This is a genomic window from Vibrio mytili (assembly GCF_000830505.1).
GTDB classification, from domain to species: Bacteria; Pseudomonadota; Gammaproteobacteria; order Enterobacterales; family Vibrionaceae; genus Vibrio; species Vibrio mytili.
In genome coordinates this window covers 128,151-149,052 of sequence record NZ_JXOK01000006.1, presented here as the reverse complement: position 1 = coordinate 149,052, position 20,902 = coordinate 128,151, and the positions used below count along the sequence as shown (strand labels likewise).

At 45.5% G+C, this 20,902-nt stretch carries 19 protein-coding genes and 1 pseudogene; 12 read left to right on the top strand and 8 right to left on the bottom strand.

Features of this window, described 5'->3' with window-relative positions; all coding sequences use genetic code 11:
• Positions 1-23: 23 nt before the first annotated feature.
• The 4 genes and pseudogenes from fcrX to SU60_RS03075 all read right to left on the bottom strand — a co-directional run bounded on the left by fcrX (position 24) and on the right by SU60_RS03075 (position 2,369).
• Entirely contained in the window at positions 24-473 is a 450-nt protein-coding gene (gene fcrX / locus SU60_RS03090) for a ferric iron uptake transcriptional regulator FcrX (protein WP_041154261.1), read from the bottom strand.
• A gap of 215 nt (positions 474-688) precedes the next feature.
• The gene (fldA, locus tag SU60_RS03085; RefSeq protein ID WP_041154260.1) at positions 689-1,222 is read right to left on the bottom strand and encodes a flavodoxin FldA; all 534 of its coding nucleotides are present in this window, start codon (positions 1,220-1,222) and stop codon (positions 689-691) included.
• Between the two features lie 53 nt (positions 1,223-1,275).
• Positions 1,276-1,490 (bottom strand): annotated as a pseudogene (locus SU60_RS03080) (DUF2788 domain-containing protein).
• Positions 1,491-1,604: 114 nt separating this feature from the next.
• Complete coding sequence (locus SU60_RS03075; RefSeq protein WP_041154259.1) at positions 1,605-2,369, bottom strand: alpha/beta fold hydrolase; 765 nt, start codon at positions 2,367-2,369, stop codon at positions 1,605-1,607.
• A 92-nt stretch (positions 2,370-2,461) separates the two neighbouring features.
• Between SU60_RS03075 and seqA the strand changes: the two genes are divergently transcribed.
• Positions 2,462-3,004 carry a replication initiation negative regulator SeqA gene (gene seqA / locus SU60_RS03070; RefSeq protein WP_041154258.1) on the top strand — a complete coding sequence of 181 codons (543 nt, stop codon included), beginning with the start codon at positions 2,462-2,464 and terminating at the stop codon, positions 3,002-3,004.
• 91 nt (positions 3,005-3,095) lie between these two features.
• Positions 3,096-4,742 carry a phosphoglucomutase (alpha-D-glucose-1,6-bisphosphate-dependent) gene (gene pgm, locus SU60_RS03065; RefSeq protein WP_041154257.1) on the top strand — a complete coding sequence of 549 codons (1,647 nt, stop codon included), beginning with the start codon at positions 3,096-3,098 and terminating at the stop codon, positions 4,740-4,742.
• A 103-nt stretch (positions 4,743-4,845) separates the two neighbouring features.
• Here the strand turns inward: pgm and SU60_RS03060 are convergent, their stop codons facing one another.
• Entirely contained in the window at positions 4,846-5,601 is a 756-nt protein-coding gene (locus SU60_RS03060) for a DUF1853 family protein (RefSeq protein WP_041154299.1), read from the bottom strand.
• A gap of 276 nt (positions 5,602-5,877) precedes the next feature.
• Here SU60_RS03060 and SU60_RS03055 point away from each other — a divergent pair, with 276 nt between their 5' ends.
• Positions 5,878-6,636: a Nif3-like dinuclear metal center hexameric protein gene (locus SU60_RS03055; protein ID WP_041154298.1), complete on the top strand. Its 759-nt coding sequence runs from the start codon at positions 5,878-5,880 to the stop codon at positions 6,634-6,636.
• Positions 6,637-6,810: 174 nt separating this feature from the next.
• Here SU60_RS03055 and SU60_RS03050 read toward each other — a convergent pair whose 3' ends face one another.
• On the bottom strand, positions 6,811-8,100 hold the full coding sequence (locus tag SU60_RS03050; RefSeq protein WP_041154256.1) for a citrate synthase: 1,290 nt from the start codon (positions 8,098-8,100) through the stop codon (positions 6,811-6,813).
• A 394-nt stretch (positions 8,101-8,494) separates the two neighbouring features.
• Here SU60_RS03050 and sdhC point away from each other — a divergent pair, with 394 nt between their 5' ends.
• The 8 genes from sdhC (at position 8,495) to sucD (ending at position 18,222) form a co-directional block, all read left to right on the top strand.
• Positions 8,495-8,887 (top strand): succinate dehydrogenase cytochrome b556 subunit, encoded by a 393-nt coding sequence (gene sdhC, locus SU60_RS03045; protein ID WP_041154255.1) that lies wholly within the window; start codon positions 8,495-8,497, stop codon positions 8,885-8,887.
• Positions 8,881-9,225 (top strand): succinate dehydrogenase, hydrophobic membrane anchor protein, encoded by a 345-nt coding sequence (sdhD, locus tag SU60_RS03040; RefSeq protein WP_041154254.1) that lies wholly within the window; start codon positions 8,881-8,883, stop codon positions 9,223-9,225. Before sdhC ends, sdhD begins: the two co-directional genes overlap by 7 nt.
• Positions 9,226-10,992, top strand: coding sequence for a succinate dehydrogenase flavoprotein subunit (gene sdhA, locus SU60_RS03035; protein WP_041154253.1), 1,767 nt, complete (start codon positions 9,226-9,228; stop codon positions 10,990-10,992).
• Positions 10,993-11,006: 14 nt separating this feature from the next.
• A complete protein-coding gene (locus SU60_RS03030; protein ID WP_041154252.1) occupies positions 11,007-11,717 on the top strand; it encodes a succinate dehydrogenase iron-sulfur subunit in 711 nt (236 codons plus the stop codon).
• Between the two features lie 172 nt (positions 11,718-11,889).
• Positions 11,890-14,736 carry a 2-oxoglutarate dehydrogenase E1 component gene (gene sucA / locus SU60_RS03025; RefSeq protein WP_041154251.1) on the top strand — a complete coding sequence of 949 codons (2,847 nt, stop codon included), beginning with the start codon at positions 11,890-11,892 and terminating at the stop codon, positions 14,734-14,736.
• 14 nt (positions 14,737-14,750) lie between these two features.
• Complete coding sequence (gene odhB, locus SU60_RS03020; protein ID WP_041154250.1) at positions 14,751-15,956, top strand: 2-oxoglutarate dehydrogenase complex dihydrolipoyllysine-residue succinyltransferase; 1,206 nt, start codon at positions 14,751-14,753, stop codon at positions 15,954-15,956.
• A gap of 227 nt (positions 15,957-16,183) precedes the next feature.
• Complete coding sequence (gene sucC, locus SU60_RS03015) at positions 16,184-17,350, top strand: ADP-forming succinate--CoA ligase subunit beta (RefSeq protein WP_041154249.1); 1,167 nt, start codon at positions 16,184-16,186, stop codon at positions 17,348-17,350.
• Positions 17,350-18,222, top strand: a complete 873-nt coding sequence (gene sucD, locus SU60_RS03010; RefSeq protein ID WP_041154248.1) for a succinate--CoA ligase subunit alpha — start codon at positions 17,350-17,352, stop codon at positions 18,220-18,222. The genes sucC and sucD overlap by 1 nt, the downstream gene beginning before the upstream one ends.
• Positions 18,223-18,356: 134 nt before the next feature.
• On the opposite strand, the gene znuB is transcribed toward sucD, so the two are convergent.
• Positions 18,357-19,142 (bottom strand): zinc ABC transporter permease subunit ZnuB, encoded by a 786-nt coding sequence (gene znuB / locus SU60_RS03005; protein ID WP_041154247.1) that lies wholly within the window; start codon positions 19,140-19,142, stop codon positions 18,357-18,359.
• Positions 19,135-19,920: a zinc ABC transporter ATP-binding protein ZnuC gene (gene znuC / locus SU60_RS03000; RefSeq protein ID WP_041154246.1), complete on the bottom strand. Its 786-nt coding sequence runs from the start codon at positions 19,918-19,920 to the stop codon at positions 19,135-19,137. Before znuC ends, znuB begins: the two co-directional genes overlap by 8 nt.
• A 78-nt stretch (positions 19,921-19,998) precedes the next feature.
• Between znuC and znuA the strand changes: the two genes are divergently transcribed.
• Complete coding sequence (gene znuA / locus SU60_RS02995) at positions 19,999-20,886, top strand: zinc ABC transporter substrate-binding protein ZnuA (protein ID WP_041154245.1); 888 nt, start codon at positions 19,999-20,001, stop codon at positions 20,884-20,886.
• Positions 20,887-20,902 lie beyond the last annotated feature (16 nt).

Sequence of the window (20,902 nt, the reverse complement as noted above, 5' to 3'; positions counted from 1 at the left end):
TCTTTGAGCGCTTTATAAATTCGTTATTTCTTAGGTTTGTGTGCGTTCGGGTCGTTTTTACAACTGCCGTCACAGCATTTTCCGTATAGGTAAAGACTGTGGTTTGTTAGCGAAACATTGTATTTTGCTGCAATCTCACGCTGACGTTCTTCGATGACTTCATCCGAAAATTCGATAACTTCGCCACAGTCCAGACACACTAGGTGGTCGTGGTGATGCTGGGTCGACAATTCGAACACAGATTTACCACCTTCAAAGTGGTGACGAGTGACAATACCTGCATCGTCAAACTGGTTTAGTACTCGGTAAACGGTAGCAAGACCGATCTCTTCACCTAGATCAATCAACTTTTTGTACAAATCTTCAGCACTGATGTGCTGGCAGTCTGGCTGCTGAAGTACTTCTAGAATTTTTAGCCTTGGAAGGGTAACTTTTAAACCCGCATCCTTCAGCGCCTGATTATTATCTGACATATACTTTCCCGTTGGATCATCTGCAGAGATTTAACAGAATTCAATAACGATACATTATAGGCGATGCGTCAAAAACATTAAACCACGAACTTCAAAGGGTTAATAAATTCTTACGTCAAATTTGAAATGGGTTGCTTATATTCGGTGCTTGCTTTTTTGTTTGATATAAAAAGACCTCCATAATGGAGGCCTTGATCATCTTAATAAAAAGCGATTTAGTCTTCTAATTCAGCTAGGCACATTTCTTCGTAAATTTGCTTAACCCAATTTTCTACACGCTCATCTGTCAGTTCTGGCTGACGATCTTCATCGATACACAGACCAATAAATTGGCTATCATCACCTTCAACAAGGGCTTTGGATGCTTCAAACTCATAGCCTTCTGTTGATGTATGTCCAAGGATAGTGCCACCTTTAGCTTCCACAATGTCACGAACTGTGCCCATTGCGTCGCAGAAATACTCTGCGTAGTCTTCTTGGTCACCGCAGCCAAAGATCGCAACGAGCTTGGTCGAGAAATCAATCTGCTCTAGTTCCGGGAAAAAATCATCCCAATCACATTGTGATTCGCCGTAGTACCAAGTCGGGATACCGAGAAGCAGAAGATCAAAGTTATCAATGTCTTCTTTGCTGCTTTTGGCGATGTCTTGAACGTGAACTAGGTGCTTACCTAGCTGCTTTTGAATCATCTTTGCAACGGCTTCAGTATTACCTGTGTCGCTACCGAAGAAGATACCTACACTTGCCATAGAGTCTATACCTTTACATTGTGTGTTGTTGGCGATGGTACTGAGGGTTTAACCTAACCCTGAGCTTCCCAAGTGAGCTGAATAATACCTTTGGCAATAAAGCCTGCACAGCCCAAGAAGAGAACTAACCATACAATTCGACGACCAAAAGCTGGGACATTGCTTGATTAAGCACGTCTTTTATTGCCATCCCAATGAAAAAAAAGATAGCAGCAAAAAGCAAATCGAGTCCAATTGACTCAAGCATGTCCATGTAGTCGTATAGCATTTTAGTCCGTCATGCCGAAAATTATTTGGCGCACTATACCACTGTTAAACGGTAAAGTTAATGCACGATGATAGGGGTTATTTCAATAATCGATGCTTGCTAACGAATTCTTTATCAAGAAATGTGTTTTCGTATCACGCGCAATACTTCGAGCGGTTTTTCCGCATGTAGCCAATGACCCGTATTGGCGATAATATGGGCTTTGGTATTGTTAAACTGCATTTGTACCGATTGCTGGTGCTCTGGCAATAGGTAGTCAGAATCGCCACCTTTTACGAACAGTGTTGGGACATCTGTTGGTGTAATTTGTTGCCAACCCATAATGTCGGCATAGTGTTTGAAAAGACTGGTAACGTTAAAACGCCAGTCCATCTTGTCTCCGTTTTTGAATAAAGATTTGGATAAGAATTGTCGTACACCATCTATTTCGATGTGCTGTTCAAGAATGCTCATAGCTTGCTGACGGGAAGTGGGGGAGTTTTCGAGAACAGCCTGCAATCCTTTGAAAACATTTTCGTGACGATTAACGGTATACGCCACAGGCGCGATGTCGAGTACGACCAGTTGCGTGACCAGCGTCGGGGCAATATCGACAAGCTTCATCGCGACTTTGCCACCCATTGAATGGCCAATGATAATAGCGGGGTCTAGATTTAAATGGCGGAGTAACTTTGCAACATCTTGTGCCATATCAGCGTAATTGTGCGTATCTGAATGAAACGAAAGTCCGTGATTTCTGAGGTCGATACTGATGACGGTATGATCAGTGGCAAGATCACGAGCTAATAGCCCTAGATTGCCTAAACTGCCAAACAATCCGTGGATCAAAACAACCGGTTGGCCTTGGCCTTCAAGCTTATAGTTGAGTAATGCTGACATTTTATCTTATTCGTGATGGGTTTAACGTGGAGTATCCGCTAGGATCTCGTTATAATCCCCCAGAGTTTATACATTGAGAATGTGAAAAGCGAATGAAAACAATTGAGGTTGATGAGGATCTGTACCGTTATATTGCCGGCCAAACTAAGCATATCGGTGAAAGCGCCTCGGACATTTTGCGACGCCTTCTAAACCTTGATGGTCAGTTGCAGGAAGCGAACACTAAACCTGTAGTGGAGAAGCCGCAAGGGATTGTCGTAAGTAAAGATGCCGGAAAAGCTGAGTCTTTAGATACAGTAAAAGAGATGCGCTCTCTGCTAATTTCTGATGAGTTTGCTGATCTGAAAAAAGCGATTGATCGCTTTATGTTGGTTTTATCGACACTATATAAACTAGACTCAGAAGGTTTTGCACAAGCGACAAATGTGAAAGGTCGTAAGCGTGTTTATTTTGCTGACAATGAAGAAACCCTGTTGGCAAACGGTAATACAACAAAGCCAAAAGCAATTCCAGATACACCGTTTTGGGTTATCACCAATAACAACACCAGTCGCAAAAGGCAAATGGTTGAACAAGTGATGTCTCATATGGGATTCCAGCCCGATTTAATTGAGAAAGTGACAGGTTCAATTTAAGAAATCTGATAGAAGCCTCATAATGTACATCTTTTCGTGGATATTATGAGGCTTTTTTCGTTGTATTATTTAAAAGATAAAGGATGTCAACATGGCTATGCACCCTCGTGCTGGGCAAAAAGCGCAACAGGAAGATCTTCATAATATCCCTGCGCTCGTTGCTAATTACTTTTTACTCCAACCTGAACCTGCGAATCCGGAACATAAAGTACTGTTCGGTACTTCTGGACATCGTGGTACCGCGGATAAGCAAACGTTTAATGAAAATCACATTCTAGCGATCGCACAAGCGGTAGCAGAGGTTCGTGCTAAACAAGGTACAACAGGTCCGCTATTCGTTGGTAAAGATACCCATGCGTTGTCTGAACCGGCTTTCTCAACAGTGGTCGAAGTGCTCATCGCCAATGGCGTTAACGTTGTGGTACAACAAGACAATGGCTACACACCGACACCTGGTATTTCTCATGCTATCCTGACTTACAACGTTAAACATGACGATAAAGCGGATGGCATTGTCATTACACCTTCTCACAACCCACCACAAGATGGTGGTATCAAATACAATCCTACTCACGGTGGGCCTGCGGAAGCTGAGTTAACGCAAGCAATTGAAGATCGTGCGAACGAGTTAATTGCAATGAACTTAGAAGGAGTGCAGCGTTTACCGCTTGCTGAAGCAAAAGCCTCTGACTTGTTTGTTGAAGTTGATTTAGTGAAACCGTATATCGATGATCTCGTTAACGTTATCGATATGGAAGCGATTCAAAAAGCCAATCTAAAAATTGGCGTGGATCCTCTCGGTGGCAGTGGTATTGATTATTGGCGTCAAATCGGAAAAGCGTATGACCTTGACCTGACGCTTGTCAGTGAAGCCATTGATCCTTCGTTCCAATTTATGTCGTTAGACAAAGATGGTGTTGTCCGTATGGATTGTTCATCTCCATATGCAATGGCGGGTCTTCTTGCTCTTAAAGACGAATACGACCTTGCATTTGGTAACGACCCTGATTACGACCGCCATGGTATTGTGACGCCAAAAGGTTTAATGAATCCTAACCATTTCTTAGCTGTCTGTATTGATTACCTTTACCGTCATCGTGATGCATGGGGTAAAGATGTAGCAGTAGGTAAGACGCTCGTATCGAGTGCGCTGATTGACCGTGTGGTGGCAGACCTGGGTCGCGAGTTATGCGAAGTACCAGTGGGTTTCAAGTGGTTTGTTGATGGCTTGTACACTGGCAAATTTGGCTTTGGAGGTGAAGAGAGTGCTGGTGCCTCATTCCTTCGCAAAGACGGTACGCCATGGTCGACAGACAAAGACGGTATTCTTCTTTGTTTACTGGCTGCTGAAATAACGGCAGTGACTGGTAAGAACCCTCAAGAGTACTACGAAGAGTTGGCGGCTAAGCACGGTGAATCTAAATACAACCGTATTCAAGCCGTTGCGAACGGTCCACAGAAAGAAGTGTTGAAGAAGCTTTCTCCAGAAATGGTGTCAGCAGAAACGCTAGCTGGCGATGCTATTACGGCTCGTTTGACGCATGCGCCTGGTAATGGTGCTGCGATTGGTGGTTTAAAAGTCACGACTGAAAATGGTTGGTTTGCTGCGCGCCCATCGGGCACAGAAGATATCTACAAAATCTACTGTGAAAGCTTTAAAGGTGAAGAACACCTAAAACAAATTGAAAGTGAAGCTCAAGATATTGTAAATCAAGTATTTGCTGCAGCTGGTTTGTAAAAGTAACCTCACGTAGTAACAGCTTATTAAAAGGGTTGATGTGAAAGCATCAACCCTTTTGTATTTTAACCGTCCTGATCAGCTTAGTTTCCCGATCATGAATCTAGTTTCCTGGCCATGAGTCAGGCACGACGAACCAGAATTGACCGTCCTTCGTTTGGGCATGTATAAATCGATCTGAAGGTTTTTCAATTGGTTGAGAGAAATCATCTGTACCAATCGCCCAGCATGGTTTATGTAAGTGGTAAAGTGGCTGGCCGATTAAATCCCATTGGCTTTTGTAGCACCAAAATCCAGTTATTTGATTTGGATTTAGCTCAAAACCCAGACACTCAGTAGGTGTTGTCTCTGTGCTGAAAGGATTGATATAAAGCCGTCCTTGCATCAGGAGCCGCTCTTCTGGCGGAGTGTCCAATGGTACGATTTGCTGCAATTCAGGTCGTTTGCTCATTTTTAATTGGTGCGTTAGCATTCGATCCAGTTTTTTGTGTAACTGGTCGTGTGCATTCGGGCCGTACCATATCCCCTTGTGTAACAGATAAAACTTGATCGCGACTTCCCAGTGCTCGACTTGGTTGGATTCGGTATTCTTGAGCAGTAAGTCAATGGCTCCAATGGTTTGGCCATTGTCATCATTTAATTGAATTTCGTCTGCAATGATTTGATACCGTTGAGAGTTCTCAAGTAAGGTGGTGCATAAATGCTGATAAAGAAAGCCAAGTCGTGGATTACCCTTATATTCCTCTGACTCGTTTAAAGATGCTGCCGAGACATCCTCGAGTGTTGCAAACGGTGGTTGCAGATAAAACAGGGGAGGCGAGTTGGCGATCCATTGATAGAAACGTTGCAGTTGATTCAAAGCCATTCCTTAACCATAAGAGAAGTTAAAGCACCATTGTATACCCAAATAGCCTCAAGATGTTTTGCACAGTGAATGCAAATATTTGATGATGTCTAAGCAAAGTCACAAGCGAATGGCGCTGACTCTGGCATCTCTATCTAAGTTCGATATACACTTTAAGACTTCAAGATGCAGGATGCAAAGTGTTGGGCTGTCTATGTTCTCAGTGATTCATACCGAGCGAAGCATCTCAAGTTTATTGTCGTACACATGCGCCAGAAATTGGAACGAATTATGAACAACTTAAAGCTAGAACAGATTCTTAACGAAAAACTGTCACCACAGTTAATTAAAGACTATGCGCCAAATGGGCTGCAAGTCGAAGGAAAATCGGTAGTAAACCGCATTGTTACGGGAGTTACGGCGTCTCAAGCCTTAATAGATAAAGCTGTGGAACTTAATGCTGACGCATTGCTTGTTCATCATGGCTACTTTTGGAAGGGAGAACCAGAGCCCATTCGTGGTATGAAAGGGAAACGGATCCGTAGTTTGATTAAAAACGACATCAATTTATACGGTTATCATCTACCACTCGATATCCATCCTGATCTGGGTAATAACGCTGAACTGGCCCGCTTGCTTGAGATCGAAGTGGAAGGGGGCTTGGAAGGGCACCCACAATCCGTTGCTATGTTTGGACGACTGAAGAAACCAGTGACAGGTGCGGAGTTTGCGAACAAGATCAATCAAGTGTTGAACCGAGCACCGCTACACATCGCGCCAGAAAACGCAGACAAAATGATCGAAACCGTCGGATGGTGTACTGGTGGCGGACAAGACTTCATTGAGCTTGCGGTTCAGCATGGATTGGATGCGTTTATATCAGGGGAAATTTCTGAGCGTACCACTTACACAGCGCGCGAAATGGACATCCATTATTTTGCCGCTGGGCATCATGCAACGGAGCGATATGGGATTAAGGCTCTGGGGAAATGGCTTGCAGATGAATATGGCTTATTGGTTGAGTTTATTGATATCGATAACCCGGTTTAATCCAGGTATCTAAAGCGTATAATTCGACGGGGTTAACACTTTGTAAATTCGAAGCTGAGTTCGTTCTGTCAGCTCCCATGGTTGGAGAAGCGGTAAAAGAGGAACGGTTCAAAACACAAAGGGTTGAGACATGAGTCTCAACCCTTTATTTTTGTTTGACGCTCAGCTTAGCGATTATTCACGCTCATGAAGAGGCGAAAACTCGCGCTGACTCTCACCAGTGTATAGCTGACGAGGACGACCGATGCGGTTTAGTGGGTCGCTGTGCATTTCGTTCCAATGTGCGATCCAGCCTACTGTGCGAGACAGAGCGAAAATAACGGTAAACATAGAAACTGGGATACCGATCGCTTTCAGAATAATACCTGAGTAAAAGTCTACGTTCGGATAAAGTTTCTTAGACACGAAGTATTCGTCAGAAAGTGCGATGCGTTCAAGTTCCATAGCAACATCAAGCAATGGATCTTGTATATTAAGCTCTTTGAGTACTTCATGGCAGGTTTCACGCATGACTGTCGCACGAGGGTCGTAGTTTTTGTACACACGGTGACCAAAGCCCATTAGGCGGAATGGATCATCTTTATCTTTCGCGCGTTCTACGTATTCAGGGATCTTATCGACACTGCCGATCTCTTCTAACATTCTCAAACAAGCTTCGTTAGCACCGCCGTGCGCTGGTCCCCACAGAGAGGCAATACCAGCTGCAATACATGCAAATGGGTTTGCGCCAGAAGAACCTGCAAGACGAACCGTTGATGTAGAAGCATTTTGTTCGTGATCAGCGTGCAGGGTGAAAATTTTATCCATCGCACGCGCAACCACAGGATTTACTTCGTACTCTTCGCATGGATTTGCAAACATCATGTGTAGGAAGTTTTCTGCGTAGCTTAGATCGTTACGTGGGTAGATAAAAGGCTGACCGATGGAGTACTTGTAACACATCGCGGCCAGAGTCGGCATTTTAGAAATAAGGCGGTAAGCAGCGATATCTCGGTGCTCATCGTTATTGATGTCGAGAGAATCGTGATAAAAAGCAGCCAGAGCACCAACCACACCACACATTACTGCCATTGGGTGGGCATCACGTCGGAAGCCATGGAAAAAGCTTGCGATCTGCTCGTGTACCATTGTGTGGCGAGTAACGGTCTTCTTGAATTGTTCGTATTGCTCTCGGGTTGGGGCTTCACCATAAAGAAGGATGTAACAAACTTCTAAGTAATCTGCGTTATTGGCTAATTGATCAATCGGGAAACCGCGGTGCAAAAGGATACCTTTGCCGCCATCGATATAGGTGATTGATGATTCACAAGATGCAGTGGCAAGAAAACCAGGGTCAAAAGTAAAGTAACCATTCGCTCCCAGTTTACGAACATCAATTACAGGCGTACCTAGTGTACCGTCCATAATTGGCAGTTCGATTGGCGCTTGGCCTTCAACATGAAGGGTCGCTTTCTTATCCGCCATAACAATCTCCTTTGTTTATAATTTAATCCGTCCAGGATGTTTATGTGCCGTTTTTTTACTTCTCTTACAACCTAAAGTCAATTTTTCTCCGAGTTTGTGTGCACTTGTTATGATTTTTCTCATGAAAATCGTTAAAAATCTGTTCTATGTAGCATAATTTGTTACACCAATTGTATTAGAATGTTGCTGGCCGTATATTGGCTGAGAAAATTTTGGTTAAATCCTTATATATTCGGGGCTAAAAACAAAAAAGTGAGGTTGTTTGTAGCTCTGCTGTTAACAAATTCTTTACAAACTTCTCCGCGTTAAAGCGGCAATTGTGTTAAGAAAGTGTTAACTTTTGTACATTTGGACACTGAAATTAGTTATAACAATAAATGCTCAATGGAGCTGAGTGAGCAAGCCCGTGAAAGAAAGAAAGTCAAGACCTGTTAATTTAGATTTACAGACCATCCGCTTTCCTATCACAGCAATCGCATCGATCCTGCACCGTGTGTCTGGGGTAATAACGTTTGTTGCGGTGGGAATATTGCTTTGGTTACTGTCCATTTCTCTGTCATCCCCTATGGGTTTTATGGAAGCCGCTGACATCGTTGATGGCTTTTTCGTGAAATTCATCATGTGGGGAATCTTAACTGCACTTGCCTACCACATTGCTGGTGGCGTTCGTCATTTGATGATGGACCTTGGTTACTTCGAAGAACTCGATACCGGTACAATGAGCGCGAAAGTCGCGTTTGGTGCAACTGTAGTCTTATCACTATTGGCGGGGATCTTGGTATGGTAAAACACGTATCTTCATTTGGTCGTAATGGGGTACACGATTTCCTACTGATTCGTGCAACCGCCATCATTATGACCCTATACACAATTTATCTGATTGGCTTTTGCGCATTTTCAGATATCTCTTATGCATCTTGGACCCAGTTCTTTGGTGGCACCTTCACCAAAGTATTCACCATGTTGGCACTTGTATCGATACTGATCCACGCGTGGATTGGCTTGTGGCAAGTTCTAACCGATTACATTAAGTGCGCGAAGCTGCGAGGCGCACTACAACTCGGTGTTATAGCTGTTCTATTCGGCTATGTTTTCTCTGGTCTATTTATTTTGTGGGGTGCGTAAGTGTCTATTCCAGTTCGTGAGTTTGATGCCGTAGTAATCGGCGCTGGTGGTGCAGGTATGCGCGCTGCACTACAAATTTCGGAGCAAGGCCTTTCATGTGCTTTGCTATCTAAAGTTTTTCCAACTCGTTCTCATACCGTTTCTGCACAGGGTGGTATTACCGTTGCACTTGGTAACTCTCACAAGGACGATTGGCAATGGCATATGTACGATACGGTAAAAGGTTCCGATTACATCGGTGACCAAAATGCGATTGAGTACATGTGTAAAAATGGTCCTGAGTCTGTCATTGAGCTTGAGAAAATGGGTCTTCCATTCTCTCGCTTTGATAACGGCTCCATCTATCAGCGACCATTCGGTGGACAGTCAAAAGAGTTTGGTGGTGAGCAGGCTGCGCGTACAGCGGCGGCGGCAGACCGTACAGGTCACGCACTTCTTCATACGCTTTACCAACAAAACGTTAAGCATAAAACAACCATTTTCTCAGAGTGGTACGCACTAGATTTAGTCAAGAACCAAGATGGCGCGATCATGGGTTGTACTGCGATTTGTATGGAAACGGGTGAAATCTGCTACTTCAAATCGAAAGCAACCATTTTAGCGACGGGTGGTGCAGGTCGTATTTACGCATCGACTACTAACGCACACATTAACACGGGTGATGGCGTTGGTATGGCACTGCGTGCAGGTGTGCCAATGCAAGACATGGAAATGTGGCAGTTCCACCCGACCGGTATCGCTGGCGCCGGGGTGCTAGTTACAGAAGGTTGTCGTGGTGAAGGTGGTTACCTGCTTAATAAAGATGGCGAACGCTTCATGGAACGCTACGCACCGAACGCGAAAGACTTAGCCGGTCGTGACGTTGTTGCGCGTTCGATGATGATTGAAATCCGTGAAGGCCGTGGCTGCGATGGCCCATGGGGTCCACACATTAAATTGAAACTGGATCACCTAGGTAAAGAAGTGCTTGAATCACGCTTGCCTGGTATTTGTGAACTATCTCGTACGTTTGCACACGTTGATCCGGTGAAAGAACCAATCCCAGTTATCCCAACGTGTCACTACATGATGGGTGGCGTACCGACTCAAGTTTCAGGTCAGGCAATTAAGCAATTAGCTGATGGCAGTGAAGCGGAAGTTCAAGGTCTTTATGCTTGTGGTGAAATTGCCTCTGTATCGGTACACGGTGCAAACCGTCTAGGTGGTAACTCACTACTCGACTTGGTGGTATTTGGTCGTGCGACAGGTCTACACCTCGGTGAGACGCTGGCAGCGCAAGCTGAAGCGCGCCCAGCGACAGAATCTGACATTGAAGCGTCTCTTGCGCGCACTATGCGTTGGGAGAATAGTACTGGCGGCGAAGATCCTGTTCAGATTCGTAAAGATCTACAAAGCTGCATGCAAAATAGCTTCTCGGTATTCCGTGAGGGCGACGCAATGGCGACTGGCTTAGAAGAGCTCAAAGTGATTCGCGAGCGTTTACAAAATGCTCACCTTGCGGATAAGTCTTCTGAGTTCAACACACAACGTATCGAGTGTTTGGAGCTGGACAACTTAATGGAAACGGCATTCTCTACCGCAGTCGCCGCTAACTACCGTACAGAAAGCCGTGGAGCGCATGCTCGTTTCGACTTCCCTGATCGTGATGATGCGAACTGGCTATGCCACTCTATCTACAACCCGGAAACGGAAGCGATGACGAAGCGTGATGTCAACATGACGCCAGTACACCGTGACGCATTCCCACCGAAAGTCCGTACATACTAAGGGAGGATATGACGATGAAATTAAACTTCTCTTTGTACCGCTACAACCCGGACGTGGATACGAAACCATACATGAAAGAGTATACGCTGGACGTTGATGAAGGCTCGGACATGATGGTATTGGATGCGCTGATTCTGCTCAAGGAGCAAGATCCAAGCATCGCCTTCCGTCGTTCATGCCGTGAAGGGGTATGTGGTTCTGATGGCTTGAATATGAATGGTAAGAATGGTCTTGCTTGTATTACGCCTTTATCAGAGCTAACTGGCGATAAAATAGTGATACGTCCATTACCAGGGTTACCTGTGGTGCGCGACCTTATCGTTGATATGACACAGTTCTACGATAACTATGCGAAGGTGAAACCATTCTTGATCGATGAAGGGGCACTGCCACCTTCTCGTGAGAATTTACAATCACCAGAAGACCGTGCTCATTTGGACGGACTGTACGAGTGTATTATGTGTGCATGTTGTACAACGTCATGCCCATCGTTTTGGTGGAACCCAGATAAATTCATTGGCCCGGCAGGTCTGTTAGCCGCATACCGTTGGTTAATTGATAGCCGAGATACCGCAACAGATGAACGTCTGTCTGATCTTGATGATGCATTTAGCGTTTTTCGTTGCCATGGCATTATGAATTGTGTAAGTGTTTGTCCTAAGGGACTAAACCCAACGAAGGCCATCGGACATATTAAATCGATGCTGGTCAATCGTTCGGTTTAATTTACTCATGAGTAAAGACGTTGCAGTGTTGTGAAATACCCACAATCTATTTTTCAGCATTGCAACGACAGGTTCTGAGTAAAAGAATATGACATTGCCAACTCACAGAGTTGGCTCTTATTAGCTCGGCGTAGACCGAAGCAAACGTGAAAACTACTGGTTAAGGGAAAATATGCACAACGGCGTGATGAAGGCATGGCTCGAGTCTTCACACTTGGCTGGCGCCAATGCAACGTATGTAGAAGACCTCTACGAACTGTATCTAAGTGATCCCGATCTGGTAAGTGAGGAGTGGAAACGTGTTTTTGAAGGCTTACCCAAGCCATCAGAAGAAGTGGCTGAACAGCCGCATTCACGTGTCCGTGACTACTTCAGACGGCTCGCTCAAGAAACAAAGCATTACAATGTCCAAGTTAGTGACCCAGATGTCGATGCAAAACAAGTAAAAGTTCTACAGCTAATCAACGCTTACCGCTTTCGCGGGCACGAAGCTGCAGAGCTCGATCCTCTCGGTATATGGCAACGCCCAACAGTGGCGGAGTTAGATCCAGCATTCCATAATCTTACCAAAGATGACTTCGAAGAAACTTTTAACGTAGGTTCGTTTGCCGTTGGGCAAGACACCATGAAGTTGAAAGACATCTATGAAGCCCTGAACAAAACCTACTGTGGTTCCATTGGTGCAGAATACATGCACATGACTGATACAGAACAAAAGCGTTGGATTCAACAGCGTCTTGAGTCTGTGGTTGGTCAGCCATCATTTGATCACGAAGAAAAACTCACGTTTCTAGAAGAACTTACCGCAGCTGAAGGACTTGAGCGTTACTTAGGCGCAAAATTCCCAGGTGCAAAGCGTTTTTCTCTAGAAGGTGGTGACGCGCTTATCCCAATGACAAAAGAACTGATTCGTCATGCGGGTAACAGCGGTATGCGTGAAGTGGTTATTGGTATGGCTCACCGTGGTCGTTTAAACATGTTGGTGAACGTACTCGGTAAGAAACCACAAGATCTGTTTGATGAGTTCGCTGGTAAGCATGACGAAACATGGGGGACGGGTGATGTTAAGTATCACCAAGGTTTCTCTGCCGACTTTGCAACGCCAGGTGGTGATGTTCACTTAGCGCTCGCGTTTAACCCGTCGCATTTAGAAATCGTCAACCCAGTTGTTATTGGTTCTGTACGTGCTCGTCAAGACCGTTTAGGTGATAAACAAGGCAGCAAGGTACTCCCAATTACTATTCACGGTGATTCTGCGATTGCAGGCCAAGGGGTTGTGGCGGAAACATTCAACATGTCTCTCGCGCGTGGCTTCTGTGTCGGTGGTACGGTTCGTGTTGTGGTCAATAACCAAGTTGGTTTCACGACATCTAACCCACGTGATACCCGCTCGACGATGTACTGTACAGACATTGCGAAGATGGTTCAGGCGCCAATTTTCCACGTTAATGCCGATGATCCTGAAGCGGTCGCGTTTGTTACTCGTATCGCGCTGGACTACCGTAATGAGTTTAAACGTGACGTCGTGATTGATTTGGTGTGTTATCGCCGCCATGGTCATAATGAAGCTGACGAGCCAAATGCGACCCAGCCTTTGATGTACCAAAAGATTAAAAAACACCCAACACCTCGTAAGCTCTATGCCGATGTCCTCATAGATAAAAATGAGTCAGATATAGAAACGGCGACTCAACTAGTCAATGAGTACCGTGATGCGCTCGATCGTGGTGAAGTTGTGGTGAAAGAGTGGCGTCCAATGGCGCTGCATTCTGTTGACTGGTCACCATACCTTGGTCATGAATGGGATATGGAGTGGAACTCTCAAGTTGATAAGCAACGACTTATCGAGCTTGGTAATAGACTGTGTCAGTACCCAGAGAGCCACAAGTTACAGAGCCGAGTCAATAAACTATACAATGATCGCAAAGCCATGATGACGGGTGAAAAAGCCATCGATTGGGGTATGGCAGAAACTTTGGCATACGCGACATTGGTTGACGATGGGAAACGTATCCGTATCTCCGGGCAAGATTCTGGTCGTGGTACTTTCTTCCACCGTCACTCTGTACTGCATAATCAATCGGACGCAAGCACCTATATTCCTCTTGCCAATATCCATGATAAGCAAGGACCTTTCCAGGTATTTGACTCTGTTTTATCAGAAGAAGCGGTGCTGGCATTCGAATACGGTTATGCCACGGCAGAGCCTGGCGGTTTGACGATTTGGGAAGCTCAATTTGGTGATTTCGCCAACGGTGCGCAGGTTGTTATCGACCAGTTTATCTCTTCTGGTGAACAGAAATGGGCACGTTTGTGTGGTCTTACGATGCTCCTGCCTCACGGTTATGAAGGTCAAGGCCCTGAGCACTCATCTGCTCGTTTAGAACGCTACCTTCAGTTGTGTGCTGAACAAAACATGCAGGTTGTCGTTCCATCAACTCCAGCGCAGGTTTATCACATGATTCGTCGTCAAGTGGTTCGCCCAATGCGTCGTCCGTTGATCGTCATGTCACCAAAGTCATTGCTTCGCCACCCACTTTGTACTTCTAGCATCGAAGACCTCGCAGATGGTTGTTTCCAAGCTGCCATTCCAGAAGTCGACGATTTAGAGCCTAGCAAAGTGAAGCGTGTTGTGTTCTGTGCCGGTAAGGTGTATTTCGACCTGCTAGAGCAGCGCAGAAACAATGAACAAGATGACGTTGCAATCGTGCGTATCGAACAGCTTTACCCATTCCCAATGGAAGAAGTCCAAGCTGCCATCGCTCCATACACGAATGTTGAAGATTTTGTGTGGTGTCAGGAAGAGCCTCAGAACCAAGGTGCTTGGTACTGTAGTCAGCACAACTTCCGTGCCGCAATCCCAGCCGGTGCCGAGCTGAAATACGCAGGTCGCCAAGCTTCTGCTTCGCCAGCAGTTGGCTACATGTCGGTGCACTTGAAACAACAAAAAGCGTTGGTTGAAGACGCTCTGAACGTGAACTCAAAAACTTCGAACAAAGAACTAGAAGTTAGAAGTTAAAGGAAGAAACAGTTATGACAATTGAAATTCTGGTTCCAGATTTACCTGAATCAGTTGCTGATGCAACCGTAGCGACATGGCACAAACAACCAGGCGACGCAGTTGAGCGTGATGAAGTGTTGGTTGATATCGAAACCGATAAGGTTGTGCTAGAAGTACCTGCTCCGGAAGCTGGCGTTTTAGAAGCCATTGTTGAAGAAGAAGGCGCTACCGTACTATCAAAGCAAATTCTTGCTAAATTGAAGCCTGGTGCTGTTGCCGGTGAGCCAACCTCTGATAAAACAGAAGGTACTCAAGCTTCCCCTGATAAGCGTCACAAAGCCGCGCTTACAGAAGAAAATAACGACGCGCTAAGCCCTGCGGTTCGACGTCTTCTTGCCGAGCACGGTTTAGAAGCAAGCCAAGTTAAAGGGACAGGTGTTGGTGGTCGTATCACACGTGAAGATATCGAAGCTCATTTAGCGAGTGCTAAGTCTGCGCCTAAAGCAGATGAGCCAGTTGTTGAAGCGCCAGCAACGGCTCGCAGCCAGAAACGTGTACCAATGACTCGCCTACGTAAGACAGTAGCAAACCGTCTGCTTGAAGCGAAAAACAACACGGCGATGCTGACCACGTTTAATGAAGTGAACATGAAACCGATCATGGATCTTCGTAAACAGTACAAAGATCAGTTTGAAGAGCGCCATGGTATTCGTCTTGGCTTCATGTCTTTCTACGTGAAAGCAGTGACTGAAGCATTGAAGCGCTATCCTGAAGTGAACGCGTCTATCGATGGTGACGATATTGTTTACCACAACTACTTCGATATCAGCATGGCAGTTTCAACGCCACGTGGCTTGGTTACGCCAGTACTTAAAGACTGTGACACACTAGGTTTCGCCGATGTTGAAAAAGGCATTAAAGAGCTCGCTATCAAAGGTCGTGATGGCAAACTAACCGTAGACGAACTGATGGGTGGTAACTTCACGATCACTAACGGTGGCGTGTTCGGTTCATTGATGTCTACACCAATCATCAACCCACCACAATCAGCGATTCTGGGTATGCACAAAATCCAAGAGCGTCCAATGGCTGTGGATGGCAAGGTTGAAATTCTACCGATGATGTACCTAGCGCTCTCTTACGACCATCGTTTAATCGATGGGCGTGAGTCAGTTGGCTTCTTAGTCACCATCAAAGAGTTGTTGGAAGATCCTGCACGTCTCCTGTTAGACGTTTAATATCGCTCAAACGTCTAGTTATCGTAGATAGCTAGACGTCTAAAATTTCAATGGCTAGACTAGCTCAACGTCTGGCCTTCATTTGAATTACACATTGTTGAAGGCCGCATTTGTGGGACATCACATTGGGTAATTGACTTGAGAAGACCCTACAGACGTACAGCAGCCAAGACTGCGACGTCACGGAAATTATAAATCCCCTAAGGGAAAACAAACGGAATATCAAAATGAATTTGCATGAATATCAAGCCAAACAGCTGTTTGCAGAATTCGGTTTGCCTGTGCCAGAAGGCTACGCATGTGATACACCACAACAAGCCTTTGAAGCAGCAGGTCGTATAAATACAGAGAAGAAAGTCGTTAAATGTCAGGTTCACGCGGGTGGACGTGGTAAAGCGGGCGGTGTTGAACTGCACGATACCAAAGATGGCGTAAAAGAATTTGCTCAAAAGTGGCTAGGCAAGAACCTAGTGACTTACCAAACTGACGCCAATGGTCAGCCAGTAACGAAAATCCTTGTTGAAGAAGCTTCAAATATTGCTAATGAGCTTTACCTAGGCGCCGTCGTTGACCGTGCTAGTCGCAAGATCGTTTTCATGGCTTCAACCGAAGGTGGCGTGGAAATTGAAAAAGTTGCGGAAGAAACACCGGAGCTTATCCACAAAGCGGCAATCGATCCGCTCGTAGGTCCACAAGCTTACCAAGGTCGTGAACTTGCGTTCAAACTTGGTCTTGAAGGCGACCAAATCAAACAATTCGTTAAGATCTTTATGGGTCTTGGCACGATGTTCTCTCAGTACGACCTTGCTCTGCTAGAGATCAACCCACTTGTGGTTACTGGCGAAGGCAACTTGCTATGTCTTGACGGTAAGATCAATATCGATTCAAACGCACTTTACCGTCAGGCTAAGCTACGTGAAATGCACGATCCATCGCAAGAAGATGAGCGTGAAGCGCATGCAGCTCAGTGGGAACTCAACTACGTCGCACTAGACGGTAACGTTGGCTGTATGGTTAACGGTGCTGGCCTAGCAATGGGTACGATGGATATCGTAAACCTACACGGTGGTAAACCTGCTAACTTCCTAGACGTAGGTGGCGGCGCAACCAAAGAGCGTGTTGCTGAAGCATTTAAGATCATCCTATCTGATGACAACGTGAAAGCCGTACTCGTAAACATTTTCGGTGGTATCGTACGCTGTGACATGATCGCAGAAGGTATTATCGGTGCGGTTAAAGAGGTAGGTGTGAGCGTACCTGTGGTTGTTCGTCTTGAAGGGACTAACGCTGACCTAGGTCGTGAAGTTCTTGCTAATTCTGATGTTGATATCATTGCTGCTGAGTCGCTAACGGATGCTGCTCAGAAAGTTGTTGCTGCTGCGGAGGCTAAATAATGTCTGTATTAATTAACAAAGACACTAAAGTAATCTGTCAGGGTTTCACTGGTGGTCAAGGTACTTTCCACTCAGAGCAAGCTATCGCATACGGTACGCAAATGGTTGGTGGTGTGTCTCCAGGTAAAGGTGGCCTAACTCACCTAGGTCTACCAGTATTCAACACCGTTCGTGAAGCTGTAGAAGCGACTGGCGCAACCGCGACAGTTATCTACGTACCAGCGCCTTTCTGTAAAGATGCCATCTTAGAAGCGATTGACGCGGGTATCGAGTTAATCGTAACCATCACAGAAGGTATCCCTACAACAGATATGATCGACGTGAAAGTGAAGCTAGAAGAAACAGGCGTTCGCATGATCGGTCCTAACTGTCCGGGTGTTATCACTCCTGATGAATGTAAGATCGGTATCATGCCTGGTCACATCCACAAGAAAGGTAAAGTCGGTATCGTATCTCGCAGCGGTACACTAACTTACGAAGCGGTTAAGCAAACAACTGACGAAGGTTTCGGCCAGTCGACTTGTGTTGGTATCGGTGGTGACCCAATTCCAGGTTCAAACTTCATTGATATCTTGAAACTGTTCGAAGAAGATCCAGAAACTGAAGCGATCGTCATGATCGGTGAAATCGGTGGTACAGCAGAAGAAGAAGCAGCTGCATTCATCAAAGAAAACGTGACTAAGCCAGTTGTGTCTTACATTGCGGGTGTTACTGCGCCTCCAGGTAAACGTATGGGCCACGCTGGTGCGATTATCTCTGGTGGTAAAGGTACTGCAGAAGACAAATTTGCTGCACTAGAAGCGGCAGGCGTTAAGACAGTGAAATCTCTAGCGGAGATTGGACAAGGTCTACGTGAAGTAACAGGCTGGTAATTAACCACTTGTCTTGTTAGAAAAGTTGTCTTGAAAAAGCCTGGCACTGCCAGGCTTTTTTATATCTGAAAGACGCTCATCCGGTCGTCATAATGGTCCGTTAACCGTGTCCAAACCTTGGCGTATCTTTATCGTTATGCTTTGGAACGGGAGAGCTGGCTCAGCATAAACAACGCGGTCGCACAGATAACGACAGAAGGTCCCGCTGGTGTATCGAAGTGCCAAGAAAGACTCAAGCCCATCAATACGGACACTGCGCCAATAATGGCGGCAAACAGCGCCATCTGTTCAGGTGATGTGGCTATTTTACGCGCAGTCGCAGCTGGGATGATCAACAGTGAAGTCATAATCAATGCACCGACAAATTTCATTCCTACCGCAATCACGATACCAACCATTAGCATGAGAACTAATCGAACAAGATCGGTATTCACCCCTTCGACTTGAGCCAGTTCTTCACTGACTGTACTGGACAGCAATGGACGCCAAAATAGATATAAACATGCACTGACGGCTACCACTCCAGAATAGATAAATATTAAGTCTTGAGTCGATACCGCGAGTAGGTCACCAAACAGATAACTCATAAGATCGATTCTAACGTTATCTAAAAAGCTCACTGAGACCAAACCGATGGACAGTGAACTATGGGCAAGAATGCCGAGCAAAGTGTCTGTCGCGACTAATTGTTGTTTTTGTAGCGTCACGAGTAGGACCGCTAACACTAAACAGCAAACGAGTAGCGCTAAATAGAGGTTTACGTCGAGTAAGAAACCAAGTGCCAACCCCATTAACGAGGCGTGTGCAAGTGTGTCGCCAAAGTAGGCCATCTTACGCCAGACAACGAAAGAGCCCAGCGGCCCGGCGATGAGGGCGATACCAATACCCGCCAAAATGGAAGGAAGCAGAAACTCAATCATGATGGTGATGTCCGTGATCGTGTACCGAGCATGATGTTGCTTCTCCCGAAACGGGTGAGCCAGCGAGATCATGATGATGGTGATGTTCGTGATGATAAAATGCGAGAGATTGTTGCGCGGCTGTACCAAACATCGCAATGTAAGAAGGATGCTGAGTAATAGCGGCAGGAGAGCCAGAGCAGCATACATGGTGTTGCAAGCAGATGACATCATCCGTTTTAGCCATCACCAAATGCAAGTCATGTGACACCATAAAAATACAGCAATCAAAGCGATGACGAATGCTTTCAATCAAATCGTAGAGATCGATTTGACCTTGCACGTCGACCCCCTGTGCTGGTTCGTCTAGCACTAAAAGGTCAGGTCTTTGAAGGAGTGCTCGGGCAAGTAAAACGCGCTGATTCTCGCCTCCTGATAGGCGATGCATGTTACTTTTTAATAGATGCTCTGCACCGACGAGTCTGAGGGCATCAATACACTCTTGTTTGCTGTATTTACCTGCTAAATTCAAAAAGCGGGAAACAGTCAGTGGTAAAGAGTCGTTGAGCTTTAGCTTCTGCGGAACATAACCAATTTTTAATTGTTTGTGTTTAATGACTTTTCCGCTGGTGGGTGCTTGCAAGCCGAGAATAACTTTGACTAGGGTTGATTTTCCGGCACCATTTGGACCGATTAATGTAGTAATTTTGCCCTTTTCCAATTCCATGTTGATATTATCGAGTACCCTGCGTCCGTCAAATTCGACGCACAATTGCTCAAGATGGATGAGTGATGACATTAATGAAACTCATTTGCAAACTATTAGTGTTATAATGTAACATCATTTTACTTTCCACGCTATATTCCAATTAACACTATGAAAAGAGCAATAATTCTTGCTAGTGCAGCAATGTTAGCTGTGCCTGCACAAGCGATGACGGTATTAACGAGCATAAAACCAATCCAGTTACTGGTAACGGAACTGACGCAAGGTGTTTCTACTCCGGATGTACTTTTGCCATCCAACGCGTCTCCCCATGATTATGCATTGCGCCCATCGGACGTAAAGAAGGTCGCTTCGGCTGATCTTGTTATATGGTACGGGCACGACCTTGAGCCATTCTTAGAAAAGGTTACTGAAGGCAAGGACAAGGAACAGACGCTGACTATTAGCGAAATCCCTAACTTGGCTTTGCGTAAGTTTGATAGTGAGCACAGTCACGATCACGATGGACATCATCATGGTACACACGATCCACATTTTTGGTTGGGTGTGAAGCCTGTGAAGCAGGTGGCGTCTGCGGTGGCCAACAAACTAATAGAGCTTGATCCTTCAAACTCGACGGTTTACCAAGCAAACCTCGCAAAGTTTGAGGTGCAGTTGGATGCGACAAACAACGAAATCAGTCAGCGACTCTCAGCAGTAAACGACAAAGGGTACTATGTTTTTCATGATGCTTATGGCTACTTCGAAAAGCAATACCAGTTGAATAACATTGGTCATTTCACCGTCAGCCCAGAGCGAAAGCCTGGTGCAAAAACACTGATCCATATTCGCAACGCATTGCGCTCAGGGGAGGTCGCATGTGTTTTCTCAGAGCCACAGTTTACTCCAGCAGTGGTTGAAAGTGTGATGCGTGGGAGTGATGTCGCGACAGGAATTCTTGATCCACTTGGCACTGGTATCGACGTCAAAGTCGGCAGCTATTTTACGTTTCTTAACGAAATGGCAGGCAGTTTTGAGCAATGTTTGAGTGCCAAATAAACAATCGACGTCATCC

Bases quoted from the DNA above. Each gene is read 5' to 3' on its own strand.
- fcrX (WP_041154261.1), bottom strand. From the start codon at position 473: ATGTCAGATAATAATCAGGCGCTGAAGGATGCGGGTTTAAAAGTTACC.
- fldA (WP_041154260.1), bottom strand. From the start codon at position 1,222: ATGGCAAGTGTAGGTATCTTCTTCGGTAGCGACACAGGTAATACTGAA.
- SU60_RS03075 (WP_041154259.1), bottom strand. From the start codon at position 2,369: ATGTCAGCATTACTCAACTATAAGCTTGAAGGCCAAGGCCAACCGGTT.
- seqA (WP_041154258.1), top strand. From the start codon at position 2,462: ATGAAAACAATTGAGGTTGATGAGGATCTGTACCGTTATATTGCCGGC.
- pgm (WP_041154257.1), top strand. From the start codon at position 3,096: ATGGCTATGCACCCTCGTGCTGGGCAAAAAGCGCAACAGGAAGATCTT.
- SU60_RS03055 (WP_041154298.1), top strand. From the start codon at position 5,878: ATGAACAACTTAAAGCTAGAACAGATTCTTAACGAAAAACTGTCACCA.
- SU60_RS03050 (WP_041154256.1), bottom strand. From the start codon at position 8,100: ATGGCGGATAAGAAAGCGACCCTTCATGTTGAAGGCCAAGCGCCAATC.
- sdhD (WP_041154254.1), top strand. From the start codon at position 8,881: ATGGTAAAACACGTATCTTCATTTGGTCGTAATGGGGTACACGATTTC.
- SU60_RS03030 (WP_041154252.1), top strand. From the start codon at position 11,007: ATGAAATTAAACTTCTCTTTGTACCGCTACAACCCGGACGTGGATACG.
- sucA (WP_041154251.1), top strand. From the start codon at position 11,890: ATGCACAACGGCGTGATGAAGGCATGGCTCGAGTCTTCACACTTGGCT.
- odhB (WP_041154250.1), top strand. From the start codon at position 14,751: ATGACAATTGAAATTCTGGTTCCAGATTTACCTGAATCAGTTGCTGAT.
- sucC (WP_041154249.1), top strand. From the start codon at position 16,184: ATGAATTTGCATGAATATCAAGCCAAACAGCTGTTTGCAGAATTCGGT.
- sucD (WP_041154248.1), top strand. From the start codon at position 17,350: ATGTCTGTATTAATTAACAAAGACACTAAAGTAATCTGTCAGGGTTTC.
- znuB (WP_041154247.1), bottom strand. From the start codon at position 19,142: ATGATTGAGTTTCTGCTTCCTTCCATTTTGGCGGGTATTGGTATCGCC.
- znuC (WP_041154246.1), bottom strand. From the start codon at position 19,920: ATGTCATCACTCATCCATCTTGAGCAATTGTGCGTCGAATTTGACGGA.
- znuA (WP_041154245.1), top strand. From the start codon at position 19,999: ATGAAAAGAGCAATAATTCTTGCTAGTGCAGCAATGTTAGCTGTGCCT.